General features: G+C 74.8%; 14 protein-coding genes. 7 read left to right on the top strand and 7 right to left on the bottom strand.

Annotated elements, in window-relative coordinates:
- Both JS756_RS05075 and JS756_RS05070 read right to left on the bottom strand, forming a co-directional pair.
- Positions 1-463: IS701 family transposase (locus JS756_RS05075; RefSeq protein WP_205381690.1), on the bottom strand; the 463-nt coding region annotated here is incomplete at its 3' end.
- 326 nt (positions 464-789) lie between these two features.
- The gene (locus JS756_RS05070) at positions 790-2,160 is read right to left on the bottom strand and encodes an FAD-dependent oxidoreductase (protein ID WP_205381722.1); all 1,371 of its coding nucleotides are present in this window, start codon (positions 2,158-2,160) and stop codon (positions 790-792) included.
- 140 nt (positions 2,161-2,300) lie between these two features.
- Here JS756_RS05070 and JS756_RS05065 point away from each other — a divergent pair, with 140 nt between their 5' ends.
- Positions 2,301-2,681 (top strand): ArsR/SmtB family transcription factor, encoded by a 381-nt coding sequence (locus tag JS756_RS05065; protein ID WP_205381689.1) that lies wholly within the window; start codon positions 2,301-2,303, stop codon positions 2,679-2,681.
- A gap of 102 nt (positions 2,682-2,783) precedes the next feature.
- Here JS756_RS05065 and JS756_RS05060 read toward each other — a convergent pair whose 3' ends face one another.
- Positions 2,784-3,650, bottom strand: coding sequence for an aquaporin (locus JS756_RS05060; RefSeq protein ID WP_205381688.1), 867 nt, complete (start codon positions 3,648-3,650; stop codon positions 2,784-2,786).
- A gap of 64 nt (positions 3,651-3,714) precedes the next feature.
- Positions 3,715-4,029, bottom strand: coding sequence for an ArsR/SmtB family transcription factor (locus tag JS756_RS05055; protein WP_205381687.1), 315 nt, complete (start codon positions 4,027-4,029; stop codon positions 3,715-3,717).
- 167 nt (positions 4,030-4,196) lie between these two features.
- Between JS756_RS05055 and JS756_RS05050 the strand changes: the two genes are divergently transcribed.
- The 3 genes from JS756_RS05050 (at position 4,197) to JS756_RS05040 (ending at position 6,362) form a co-directional block, all read left to right on the top strand.
- Complete coding sequence (locus JS756_RS05050; protein WP_205381686.1) at positions 4,197-4,619, top strand: arsenate reductase ArsC; 423 nt, start codon at positions 4,197-4,199, stop codon at positions 4,617-4,619.
- Between the two features lie 409 nt (positions 4,620-5,028).
- Positions 5,029-5,613: a sigma-70 family RNA polymerase sigma factor gene (locus JS756_RS05045; protein WP_205381685.1), complete on the top strand. Its 585-nt coding sequence runs from the start codon at positions 5,029-5,031 to the stop codon at positions 5,611-5,613.
- Positions 5,610-6,362: an anti-sigma factor gene (locus JS756_RS05040; RefSeq protein WP_205381684.1), complete on the top strand. Its 753-nt coding sequence runs from the start codon at positions 5,610-5,612 to the stop codon at positions 6,360-6,362. The genes JS756_RS05045 and JS756_RS05040 overlap by 4 nt, the downstream gene beginning before the upstream one ends.
- 329 nt (positions 6,363-6,691) lie before the next feature.
- Here JS756_RS05040 and JS756_RS05035 read toward each other — a convergent pair whose 3' ends face one another.
- From JS756_RS05035 to JS756_RS05025, 3 genes are read right to left on the bottom strand one after another with little or no spacing between them, the layout of a single operon-like run.
- On the bottom strand, positions 6,692-7,114 hold the full coding sequence (locus JS756_RS05035) for a hypothetical protein (protein WP_240203225.1): 423 nt from the start codon (positions 7,112-7,114) through the stop codon (positions 6,692-6,694).
- On the bottom strand, positions 7,111-7,752 hold the full coding sequence (locus JS756_RS05030; RefSeq protein ID WP_205381683.1) for an Asp23/Gls24 family envelope stress response protein: 642 nt from the start codon (positions 7,750-7,752) through the stop codon (positions 7,111-7,113). Before JS756_RS05030 ends, JS756_RS05035 begins: the two co-directional genes overlap by 4 nt.
- Positions 7,749-8,345: an RNA polymerase sigma factor gene (locus tag JS756_RS05025; protein ID WP_205381682.1), complete on the bottom strand. Its 597-nt coding sequence runs from the start codon at positions 8,343-8,345 to the stop codon at positions 7,749-7,751. The genes JS756_RS05030 and JS756_RS05025 overlap by 4 nt, the downstream gene beginning before the upstream one ends.
- Positions 8,346-8,579: 234 nt before the next feature.
- On the opposite strand from JS756_RS05025, the gene JS756_RS05020 reads away from it, so the two are divergent.
- From JS756_RS05020 to JS756_RS05010, 3 genes are all read left to right on the top strand, one after another.
- Positions 8,580-10,235, top strand: coding sequence for a molybdopterin-dependent oxidoreductase (locus JS756_RS05020; protein WP_205381681.1), 1,656 nt, complete (start codon positions 8,580-8,582; stop codon positions 10,233-10,235).
- Positions 10,236-10,304: 69 nt separating this feature from the next.
- A complete protein-coding gene (locus JS756_RS05015; RefSeq protein ID WP_205381680.1) occupies positions 10,305-10,961 on the top strand; it encodes a fasciclin domain-containing protein in 657 nt (218 codons plus the stop codon).
- 201 nt (positions 10,962-11,162) lie between these two features.
- On the top strand, positions 11,163-11,681 hold the full coding sequence (locus JS756_RS05010) for an Asp23/Gls24 family envelope stress response protein (protein WP_205381679.1): 519 nt from the start codon (positions 11,163-11,165) through the stop codon (positions 11,679-11,681).
- Positions 11,682-11,704: the final 23 nt, after the last annotated feature.

Below are 11,704 nucleotides of genomic sequence, written 5' to 3'. Positions count from 1 at the left end.
CCCAGGTCTGGGGCAAGAACAGCCGCCAGTTGACCGCTGCCGAGGCGTGGTCGGACGCGAGGTGGAGCGAGACGCCGACCTGGCAGTTGGTGACCTTGCCCGCGGTGCCGGTGTACTGCCGCGACACACATGCCGAGGCAGTCCCGTCCTTCAGGAACCCGGTGTCGTCGACGACCAGGGCGTCCGGCCCGATGGCCTCCTCCATCCGCCAGGCGAGCTGGGCCCGGATGTGTGCCGGGTCCCAGGGGCTGGTGGTGATGAAGTTGGCCAGTGCCTGACGATTGCCGTCCTCCCCGAGCCGGGCAGCCATCGGCTCGACCGACTTTCGTTGCCCGTCGGTCAGCAGTCCCCGCAGGTAGACCTGCCCCCACCGGCGCTGGTCCTTGCGCGCGAACGGCTCGAACACCTCCGCCGCGAAGGTCTCCAACTCACCACGCACCACAGCAATCTCGTCCGGAGTCACGCAGACTCAACGCCACGCCGGGCCCACAGGACACGCACCGCCACAACCAACCTGACCAAGCACTACTAGTGCCGCGGCAGGCAACGTTCGCCCGTCGAGGAGCGGCGTCCGGTGCGTGCTCTCGGTGTGCCGGCCGGAAGCCCTCGTACGGGATGTACTCGGGCTTTCGTCCGGTGCAGCGAGCGTGCGTGCCGGGCGTCGCGACGGGGCGAACGTTGCCTGATGCGGCACTAGATCACCGTGCCGCCCGGCGGCGCACCCGCCGGCCCGCCGCTCCGCCCGCCCGGCCGGACCCGCCCTTCCGCCGGACGGTGTCGGACGGCCGGTCAGTAACCGCCGCCGGACGGGGAGGCCGGGGCGCCGACGCCGATCCGGAGCACGTCCGGGGCGCCGCAGCAGCCCGGGCCCGTGTCGCCCGAGGCGGCGTCAGGGTCGTCGTACAGACCGGCGCCGCCGCACACCCCGGTCTCGGGCAGGGCCAGTTCGACGCGCTCGGCGGCCTCGCGGTCGCCGGCGAGCGCGGCGGCGACGGAACGGACCTGCTCGTGGCCGGTCATCGCCAGGAAGGTCGGGGCACGGCCGTAGGACTTCATCCCGACCACGTGCAGGTTCTCCTCGGGGTGGGACAGCTCGACGACGCCGTGCGGGGCGACGGTGCCGCAGGAGTGGACGTTCGGGTCGATCAGCGGCGCCAGTGCACTCGGGGCCTGCAGACGTTCGTCGAGGCCGAGGCGGACCTCGGAGAGGAAGGACAGGTCGGGGCGGAAGCCCGTCAGTACGAGGACCTCGTCGACCGGGTCGAGGCGCCGGCCGTCGTCGGCGACGAGAACGAGCCGGTCGCCGTCACGTTCCACAGCCTGTGCACGGAAGCCGGTCACGGCCGTGGCGCGGCCCGCCTCGACGGCCGCCTCGGCGCGCCGGCCCAGGGCGCCGCGGGCGGGGAGCCGGTCGGCGTCGCCGCCGCCGAAGGTCTGCGCCCCGATGCCGCGCCGCAGGACCCACGCCGTGTGCGTGCCGGGCTCCTGGGCCGCGAGCTCGGCGAGGCCGGCCAGGGCGGTGAAGGCGGAGGCTCCGGAGCCCACGACCGCGGTGCGCCGGCCCGCGTACCGCGCGCGGACCGCCGGGTCCCCGAGGTCGGGGACCCGGTAGGAGATGCGGTCGGCCGCCGCCTTCTCCCCCAGGGCGGGCAGGCCGTCGGCCCCCATCGGCGCGGGGAGGGACCAGGTGCCGGAGGCGTCCACGACGGCGCGGGCGGCGATCAGCTCCCCGGGGCCGCCGGCAGGCTCGGCGTGCACCGTGAACGGGGTCCCGGCGCGGTCGGCGTCGACGACGCGGTCCCGCCCCGCACGCGCCACCCCGGTCACGGTGACGCCGTAGCGGACCCGGTCGCCGAGGACGTCGGCGAGCGGCTGGAGGTACCGCTCGGCCCAGTCGCCTCCGGTGGGGTAGGCGGCGCCGTCCGGGCGGATCCAGCCGGTGGGGCCGAGGAGCTTCTCGGCGGCCGGGTCGACGACCTCGGACCACGTCGAGAACAGCCGCACGTGCGCCCACGCGCGGACGGCCGTCCCCGCGGACGGCCCCGCCTCCAGGACCAGCGGTTCGAGGCCGCGCGCGACCAGGTGGGCGGCGGCGGCCAGGCCGATGGGGCCGGCACCGATGACGACGACGGGCAGCTGGTCGGTGGTGTCGCTCACGATGTCCCCTTTGATTCGACATTCATCGATGTCTTGTGGCGATCAGCATGGCACCTGATTCGACAAGCGTCAACATAGACAGAAATCTAATCAGCGGAGGCGAGGAAGGAACCCTTTGCTTCGATGCGTGTCAACATAGATGCATGTCGAACACCGAGGCGTCGCTGCTGCCGCTGATCGAGTCCGGGCCCGGGGCCGGGACACCGTGCTGCCCGCCGCTCACCGAGCGCCCGTTCACCGCCGACGAGGCCGAGACGGCCGCGCGGATGTTCAAGGCACTGGGCGACCCGGTCCGGCTGCGGCTGTTCTCGTCGATCGCCTCGCACGCGGGCGGTGAGGCCTGCGTGTGCGACATCTCCGACGTGGGGGTCTCGCAGCCGACCGTCTCCCACCACCTGAAGAAGCTCAAGGAGGCCGGCCTGCTCAGCTCCGAGCGGCGCGGCACCTGGGTGTACTACCGCATCGAGCCGTCGGCGCTGGCCGCGATGGGCGGCCTGCTGACCGCCCCGCCCGCCTCGGCCTGAGCCCGGCCGGCGCCCCGGCACGGCGGGCCGGAGAGCGGCGGGCCCGAGAACGAAGGGCCGGGGGGCCGTGCGGGACGGACCGGGGCGGCCTGGTGCCCGGCGTCACCCGGCGGAGCGCTCGCCGCCCGTCCCCTCCGGCGGGAAGACCAGCGCGACCAGAGCCAGGCCGAGCACGCCGCCGACAACCTGCATGACGACGAACCCGGCGACCGAGCCGGGCGCGATGCCCGCGAAGGTGTCCGTGAAGGCGCGGCCGACGGTCACCGCCGGGTTGGCGAAGGACGTGGACGACGTGAACCAGTACGCGGCACCGATGTAGGAGGCGACCGCGACCGGCGCGAAGCGCAGGCGGTCGGTGCGGGCGAGGCCGAAGATCAGCAGCACCAGTCCGGCCGTCGCCACCACCTCACCCAGCAGCAGGTGCCCGGCGGAGCGGTCGTGGGTGGACCAGCGCACCAGGGGCTCGCCGAACATCGCGTCCGCCAGGACGGCGCCCGCAACGCCGCCGGCCGTCTGCGCGGGGACGTACATCGCCGCCTCCCGCAGCGTGACCCCGGCGCCGCCGCGGCGGGCGGTCCAGCATTCGGCGAGCGTGACGACGGGGTTGAAGTGCGCCCCGGAGACCGGGCCGAGGAGCAGGATGAGCACCCCGAGCCCGAAAACGGTGGCCGTGGAGTTGGCCAGCAGCTGAAGGCCGACGTCGCCGGTCAGCGCCGTCGCCTGGATGCCGGAGCCGACCACGACCGCGACCAGCGCCGCCGTGCCGACCAGTTCCGCCGCGACCCGGGCGACCAGCGGCCGGCGCGACGGAACGGCCCGCGCGACGACCGCCGGGGCGGAGTCGCTCGGTGCGGGGATGCTCGGCGCGGCGACGCTCGACGCGGGGACGGCCTGGGCGGGGACGAACGGCGCGGGCGCGGCGGCTGCCGCGGGCGTCGGCCCGGCGGTGCTCTCGGGGGTGGCGGTCAACGCGGAACTCCTCGGTGTGTCCCCGGGCGGGCGGGACGGTGGGTGGCGGGTCGGCGGCGGCGCATCAGGGGCAGGACCGTTTGACGTCGTTCTCGGCGGTGGCCCTCGCCGTCTCCGCGAGCGCGGCGAACCGGCCGGCGAGCGCGTCGACGACCTCCGGCCTGAGCCGGTAGTACGTCCACCGCCCGCACGGTTCGGTCTCGACCACCCCGGCCTCGCGCAGGACCTTCAGATGGTTGGACAGGTTGGTCTGCCTGGCACCGGTCTCCTCCACCAGATGCGTGGTGCAGAGCGTCTCCCGGGCGAGCAGGGACACGATCCGGAGCCGGAGCGGGTCGGCCAGAACCCGCATCAGATCAGCATCGACTGACGTCAGCATGGACTGATACTGTCACGACTCGCGCCCTCCCCGCACACCGCCCGCCGGAAGGCCCCGGCGGCGGTCACCGTCGGCCGGGACCCCGACGGCGGGGGTGGTGCCCGCCAAACGGGCGCGACGCCGCTCGCCCCGTGCCGCCGTCGCACCGCTCAGCGAAGGAAGAACCGATGCCCACCTCCCGCCCGCTCGCCTCCGTGCTGTTCGTGTGCGTCCACAACGCCGGCCGCTCCCAGATGGCCGCCGGCTTCCTGCAGCACCTCGCGGGCGACCGGATCGAGGTCCGCTCCGCCGGATCCCTCCCCGCCGACCGGGTCAACCCCGCCGCGGTCGAGGCCATGAAGGAGGTGGGCGTCGACATCGCCGCCCAGCAGCCCAAGGTCCTGACCACGGAGGCCGTCCAGGCCTCCGACTACGTCATCACCATGGGCTGCGGCGACGCCTGCCCCGTCTTCCCGGGCAAGCGGTACCTCGACTGGGCTCTGGAGGACCCGGCGGGCAAGGGCGTCGAGGCGGTCCGGCCCATCCGCGACGAGATCGGGCGGCGCGTCGAAGCCCTCGTCGCCGAGATCGACGCCCAGCGGGAGGCGTGACCGGCCCGGACCCGCCCCCGGCCCGCGATCCCCGCACGAGCCGCCCCGGCCCACGCCACGACCGGCGTACGCCCGCGCCACAGCCCGGCGTGCGCCCCGCGTGCCACACCCCGGCCCACACCACGCTCCGGCACTCCGGCCTGAGCCCCTCTTCCCGCCCGCCGCGCCGTTCGCGCGCTGCCGCACCCTCGCGACGTGCGGCGCGCGCCCCGCGGCCGGGCACCGCGCGCCCCTGCCTGCCCACCCGCGTGCGCCGCGCCGGCGCCACACGGCGCCGCGCTCCGGGCGCGTCCCGGCACGAAGCACCTCGCGCCCGCGGGGACCTGGGATTTCATGGGCTCCAGGACCAATCCGCTGCCGGACCGGGATCGGATTACGTCCGGAGATGTCCCGACCGCGGAGGCCCCCTGTGAAAGAAGCCGTGCACATCGGCAGAAATCCCTCGTCCGAACCGGATCTCCAGGAGCTGGTGGGCCGGGTGGCGCTCGGCGACGAGGACGCGTTCGCCTCCGTGTACGACGCCGTCGCGGGTCCCGTTCTCGGAGTCGTGCGCGCCGTCCTGCGGGACCAGGCGCAGTCGGAGGAGGTCACCCAGGAGGTGCTGGTGGAGGTCTGGCGCACCGCACCCCGCTACCGCCCCGACCGGGGAACGGCCATCAACTGGATCCTCACGCTGGCGCACCGCCGTGCGGTGGACCGGGTGCGCTCGGTGGAGGCCGCCGCGGCGCGGGACCACAAGGCCGCGCTGCTGGAGCGGACGCCCGAGTTCGACGAGGTCACCGAGCAGGTCGAGGCCCGACTGGAACGGGAGCAGGTGCGGCGCTGTCTGCGCACGCTGACCGAGATCCAGCGCCAGGCCGTCACGCTCGCCTACTACCGCGGGCTGACCTACCGCGAGGTGGCCGAGGCGCTCACGCTGCCTCTGGGCACCGCCAAGACCCGACTGCGGGACGGACTCATCCGCCTGCGTGACTGCCTGGGGGTGACCGCGTGACAACCGCCGACCTGCACCGTATGACGGGTGCCTACGCGCTGGACGCGCTGCCCGACGAGGAGCGCGCCACGTTCGAGCACCACCTCGCGGCGTGCGAGCCCTGCACGCAGGAGACCGCCGAACTGTCCGCCACCGCGGCCCGCCTGGGACTCGCCGTCGCGGTGACGCCCCCGGCGGGCATGCGCGAGCAGGTGCTGCACCGGATCACCGCCGTACGGCAGCAGTCTCCGGGCCCGCTGGCGACGGCCCGCCCGACCCGGACCGGTCTGCGGGCCCGGCAGTTGTCCCGGTGGGCGCTGGCCGCCTGCCTCGCGGCGGCCGCCGCGCTCGGCGGGACCGCGGTGTGGCAGCACCAGCGGGCCGAGGACGCGCTCCGTCAGGCACGCGCCGCGGAACGGCAGACGGACGAGATCGCCGCCGTGCTGGCCGCGCCGGACGCGCGGGCGCAGGCCACCACCCTGGACGGCGGCGCGACCGGCACGGTCGTCGTCTCCCGCAGCCAGGACAGGGCCGTCTTCGTCGTCGCGGGGATGGAGCATCCCCCCGGCGGGAAGGTCTACGAGCTGTGGTTCGACGACGGCGGCACGATGCGGCCCGCCGGGCTGATGGACCCCGCCCGCGCCGACCAGGCCGTTCTGCTGCGCGGCGCGGTCGACGGGGCCTCCGGCATGGGGGTCACCCTCGAACCGGCCGGCGGCTCCGCCCGGCCCACCTCCGAACCGATCGCCCGTCTCGGCTTCCCCGCCTGACCCGGTCGGGGACGTGCGGCCCCGTCCGTCACCGGCCGGGCGGGCGGACGGTCGGGGTGGCACGGCACCGTGACGTCACGGCACCCGAGGGCACGGCGCTGCCTGTCGACGGGCGGCACTACGGCATACAGGTACGCCCCCCGTACCCACCCGGGTACGGGGCGGCCGGCGGGCGCCACACGGGCGGGGGCGCGGCCCCGCAGGCACACGCGAGGCCACCGACCGGCCGCGCCCGCCGGGCGTCTGACGTGGGCGACGTACCGCGGCCCGGGGCGTCCGGAGCGGCGGCAGGGGCCCCGGAGACCGCGCGCCCGGGCTCGCCCCCGGGTTCAGACCAGGCCCGTGACCGTCACCGTCACCCGGGGGGCGGGCCGTTCGGGGAACCGGGCGGCCAGGTGCCGTTCGACGGTCGCCCGGACGGCGCGGGCCACGTCCACCGACCTGGCCCGGCGCAACGCCACGACCTGTACGTCGACGCGCCAGGGGCCGGTGCCGTCGGCCCCGGTCGCCAGGCGCACGCCGGAGGTGGGAGCCCTCCCGGTGCCCGGATCCGGCCGGGACAGCGCGGAGCGGAGCCGGGCGGCCAGCCCCGGCTTGAGGAACGCGACGCCCGGCACGTCCTCCACGGCCCTGGCGACCGCCTCGACGAGAGAGGCGTGCGAGGCCTGCGCGGGCGCCGGGGCCTGCGCGGCGGGCGCGATGCGGGAGGAGGCGCGCGCGGGATGCGGGACGTGCGGCCCGTCGGAGGTCATGGGGTACGCCCTTCCTTCCCGCCGCCCGGCGGGTCGACGCGGTCGGTGATACGGATGTCCACGGCCGCGACGGCCATGCCCAGTTCGCGGTCCGCGGTGTCCCGGACCCGGTCGCGCACCCGGTCCGCCAGGTGCGGCAGGAAGGCGTCCGCCGGGGTGTGCACGTCGAGGACGATCTCGACCGCGCCGGCGGCACGGTCGCCCGCCGGGCCGCCGCCGAGGGGGCCGACGATGCGGCAGGAGCCCGCCCGTACACCGCCGACCGTCTCGGCGGCGGCCCGCAAGGCCCGCGCGGCGACCGCCTCCGTGATCCACAGGTCCTCGCCGGGCTCCCCGAGCGGCAGTGGGCGCCCGGGGCGCAGTTCGAGACGGACGACGTCCATGACCCGCCGGGTCAGTACGGCCGCGTCGGTGGCGGGAGCGTCCGCCGCCTCCTCCTCGCGCAGGCCGAGCACGGCGGACCCCAGCTGGTCGAGCCCGTGCACGGCCTGCCGGCAGTGCGGGCAGGACCGCAGGTGGGGGTCGTCCGCCTGCTGCTCCCAGGCGTCCCAGACCCGGGACAGCAGGCGTCCGCACGGCAGGTGCTCGTCGTCGTCCTGGGGCGACGGATCGTTCGGCGGGTCGGTGTGGGCGGTCATCGCCAGGCCCCCAGTGCTTGTGTCAGACAACGGCGGGCGCGGAAGACACGGGCGCGGACGGCTCCCAGGCTGATGCCGACCGTGTCCGCGATGAACTCGTAGGAGCGGCCGTCCAATGCTCGCAGGACCCAGCAGGCGCGCTGCTCGGCCGAGAGCAGGTCGAGGGCGTCGCGCAGTTCACGGACCGCGTCACGGGCCTCGGTGATCCGGGCCGGCGAGGCCGAGTGCTCCGCGGCCGGCAGCTCCCCCGCCAGTTCCAGCGACGCCACGTGCCTGCGGCCCCGCAGCACGTTCAGGCAGCGGTTGGTGACGATCCGGTACATCCACGTGCCGAAGGACGACCGCCCGTGGAACTCCGGGAGCGCCCGCCAGGCGCTGATGAAGCCGTCCTGCACCGCGTCCTCCGCCTCGGTCCGGTTGCCCAGCAGCCGGGTGGCCAGCCGGATCAGTGCCGGCCCGTGACGTTGCACGAGGACGGCGAACGCGTCCTCGTCCCCTTCCGCGGCCCGGACCGCGAGCAGGGAGTCGTCCGTGTCCCCGGCCACGTCGCCGTAGGCCCCGGGCGGTGCGGTCAGTCTGCGGGCCCCCGCCACTGGGCGGCTCCTCTCGTCCGGTCTCTCAGGCTTGGACGCCTGCGCTCCCTACCTGTTACGGACGACTTCGCCGCGAGGTCACGCTCCGGATGCCGTCGCGGCGAACCGAGCGGACGGAACGGCGAGAAGAATGGTTCATCCGTAGCGGAGGAGCGCGCGGATCGGTCCGAGACCGACATTCCTTCGATCGAGCGCACGACCAATCCACCGGACATCCGGTCCCGGATTCCCCACGTGACCGACGACGTGAAGAAGACACGCCATTCCCGCGACCGGCTGCGGTCGGCGGCGGGCGCGGTCGCGGGTGCGGTGGCGGGCTTCGCGGCGCTCGCCGCGGCCGAGTCGGCGTCGGTCGCGGTCCGCCCCCAGGCGGGTCCCGTGGTGGCGGTCGGCGGTGCGGTCATCGACCGCACGCCGACCGCCGTGAAGGAATGGGCGATCCGGAATTTCGGCACCGACGACAAACTCGTCCTGCGTATCGGAATTCTTGTCGTACTGGCACTGTGCGCGGCGGTCCTGGGAATGGCGGCACTGCGATTCCCGCGCACCGCCGCGGCCGGTGCCGTCGCGTTCGGCGCTGTCGGGGCGGTGGTGGCCCTCGGCCGGCCTGCGGGCGACAGCCCGTCGGACGCCCTGCCCTCCCTGGTCGGCGGGATCGTCGGGGCGGCGGTGCTCCTGCTCCTCGCGGGCCGCCTGGCGACCCGCGCTCCGGCACCCGGCGCGCCGGAGCATGCGGAGGCGGGCGAAGACACCGGCGGTGCGAACGGCGCCGAACGTGCGCCGTCGGAGGCCGGGGCCCGCTGGGACCGGCGCGGCTTCGTGCTCGCCGCGTCCGCCGTCGCCGCCGCGTCGGCCGGGGCCGGGGCCCTGGGCCGGGCGCTGAGCGCGGCGAGCGGCAGCGGCGCGGTCGCCTCCCGCGACCGACTCGCCCTGCCGGTGCCCGCCTCGCCCGCCCCGCCCGTTCCCGCGGGCACCGCGCTGCGGGTCCCCGGGGTCACCCCCTTCGTCACCCCGAACGCGTCCTTCTACCGCGTCGACACCGCGCTGGTCGTGCCGAAGGTCGATGTCGCGACCTGGCGGCTGCGCCTGCACGGCAAGGGCGTCCGGCGTCCGGTCACGCTGTCCTTCGACGACCTGCTCCGGCGCCCGGCGGTGGAGCGCGACATCACGCTGACCTGCGTCTCCAACGAGGTCGGTGGCCCGTACGCGGGCAACGCCCGCTGGCTCGGCGTCTTTCTGAAGGACCTGCTGGCCGAGTGCGGTGTCGAGCCGCCCTCACGCGGCGGTCCGGCCGACCAGTTGGTGGCCCGCTCCGTGGACGGCATGACCATCGGCACCCCGGTGGAGGAGGTGATGGACGGGCGCGACGCGCTTCTGGCGTTCGGGATGAACGGCGAACCGCTGCCGTTCGCGCACGGCTTCCCCGTCCGCATGGTCGTGCCCGGCCTCTACGGCTTCGTCTCCGCCTGCAAGTGGATCGAGGACATCGAGCTCACCACGTTCGGCTCCTACGACCCCTACTGGGTCGAGCGGGGCTGGGCCCGCCGCGCTCCGGTCCGGACCCAGTCGCGCATCGACACCCCCAAGCCGTTCGCCCGACCGGCGGCCGGAACGGTCATGGTCGCCGGGGTCGCCTGGGCCCAGCACCGCGGCATCGACCGGGTGGAACTCCGCGTCGACGACGGCCCCTGGCGGACCGCCCGCCTCGCGGCCGAGGACAGCCGCGACACCTGGCGCCAATGGTCCATCCCCTGGCAGGCCACCCGGGGCAGCCACACCCTCACCGTGCGCGCGACCGACCGCACCGGCCGGGTGCAGACCGAGAAACGCACCCGGCCCCGACCCGACGGGGCCAGCGGACGCCACTCCGTGGTCGTCACCGTCGACTGAACCCCCGACCACCTTCACCCGACCCGAGCGAGTGCAGCCCCCGGCTGCCGTCACCACAGGAGAAAGATCATGAACACCCGTATCCGTCGTACCGCCGTCACCCTGGCCGCCGCGGCCGTCCTGCCGCTCGCCCTCACCGCGTGCTCCGACAGCGGCAGCGACTCCGCCGCGTCCGACAGCGCGTCGAAGGCGTCCGCGTCCGCCGCCGCGGACAGCGCCATGGAAGGCGCCGGCAGCACCCCCGCGTCCGACGGGCCGTTCGGGCCTGCCTGCTCGGCGGTGCCCAAGACGGGTGCCGGCTCCTTCGACGGCATGGCCCAGGACCCGGTCGCCACCGCCGCGTCCAACAACCCGGCGCTGTCCACCCTGGTGACCGCGGTGAAGAAGGCCGGCCTGGTCGACACCCTCAACAACGCCCAGAACATCACGGTGTTCGCGCCGACCAACGACGCCTTCGCCAAGATCCCGAAGGACACCCTGGACAAGGTCCTCAACGACAAGGCCCAGTTGACGAAGATCCTCACCTACCACGTCGTCGGCCAGAAGCTCACGCCGCAGGACCTGGAGAACGGCTCCTTCGAGACGCTGGAGAAGTCCGAGCTGACCACCTCCGGCTCGGGCGAGTCCTACACCGTCGACGACTCCGCCGAGGTCGTCTGCGGCAACGTCAGGACCGCCAACGCCCACGTCTACATCATCGACTCGGTACTGATGCCGGCCTCGTGACGGAGTGACGGGAGCGGGCAGGGGCCGGGGCCGTGAAGGCCCCGGCCCCCGTCGGCGTCTCCGGGAGCAGTCCGGCGTTCCGGCGGACATTTCCGGGGCATCCGCGTCACAACCGCCGTTGCAGCGGGTCGGAGGAAATACCGGCCCCTCGCCGATGAGGCGGACGGCAGCCGGGAACGTGTCCAGAGAGAGGAAGATGCCATGACCACGCAGACCGCAGCCATCGCGAAGGACGTGTCGGCACCCCGCACCGGCGGCACCGCTCAGGGCACGGCGGCACAGGGCACGACGGCGGTCTCCGGAGGCGTGTCCGGGGCCGACCAGCCCGCCGCGGACCGCGGCAGGACGTCGATCGCCGACCTCGTCGTCGTGAAGGTTGCGGGGATCGCCGCCCGTGAGATCCCCGGCGTGTACGACATGGGCGGCGGGCTGTCGCGCACCATCGGCGCCGTCCGGGACCGGGTGCCGGGCGGCCGGCCCGACATGAGGCGCGGGGTGAAGGTCGAGGTGGGCGAGCGGCAGGCGGCCGTCGACCTGGACCTCGTCGTCGAGTACGGGGTGCCCATCACGGACGTGTCCCGGGACGTGCGGGAGAACGTGATCTCCGCCGTGGAGCGCATCACCGGGCTGGAGGTCGTCGAGGTGAACATCACCGTCAACGACGTCCGGCTGCCCGACGAGGAGGAGCCCTCCGCGGGCGCCGAGTCCCGCGTGGAGTGAGGGCACCCCTCGGTGGACGGAGC

It is taken from the genome of Streptomyces actuosus, from assembly GCF_016921115.1.
Classification (GTDB): domain Bacteria; phylum Actinomycetota; class Actinomycetes; order Streptomycetales; family Streptomycetaceae; genus Streptomyces; species Streptomyces actuosus_A.
This window is presented reverse-complemented; position numbering and strand designations above follow the sequence as displayed.

Excerpts from the sequence above, each read along its gene's own strand:
- JS756_RS05065 (WP_205381689.1), top strand. The coding sequence starts at position 2,301 with ATGTCGAACACCGAGGCGTCGCTGCTGCCGCTGATCGAGTCCGGGCCC.
- JS756_RS05055 (WP_205381687.1), bottom strand. The coding sequence starts at position 4,029 with ATGCTGACGTCAGTCGATGCTGATCTGATGCGGGTTCTGGCCGACCCG.
- JS756_RS05050 (WP_205381686.1), top strand. The coding sequence starts at position 4,197 with ATGCCCACCTCCCGCCCGCTCGCCTCCGTGCTGTTCGTGTGCGTCCAC.
- JS756_RS05035 (WP_240203225.1), bottom strand. The coding sequence starts at position 7,114 with ATGACCTCCGACGGGCCGCACGTCCCGCATCCCGCGCGCGCCTCCTCC.
- JS756_RS05030 (WP_205381683.1), bottom strand. The coding sequence starts at position 7,752 with ATGACCGCCCACACCGACCCGCCGAACGATCCGTCGCCCCAGGACGAC.
- JS756_RS05015 (WP_205381680.1), top strand. The coding sequence starts at position 10,305 with ATGAACACCCGTATCCGTCGTACCGCCGTCACCCTGGCCGCCGCGGCC.
- JS756_RS05010 (WP_205381679.1), top strand. The coding sequence starts at position 11,163 with ATGACCACGCAGACCGCAGCCATCGCGAAGGACGTGTCGGCACCCCGC.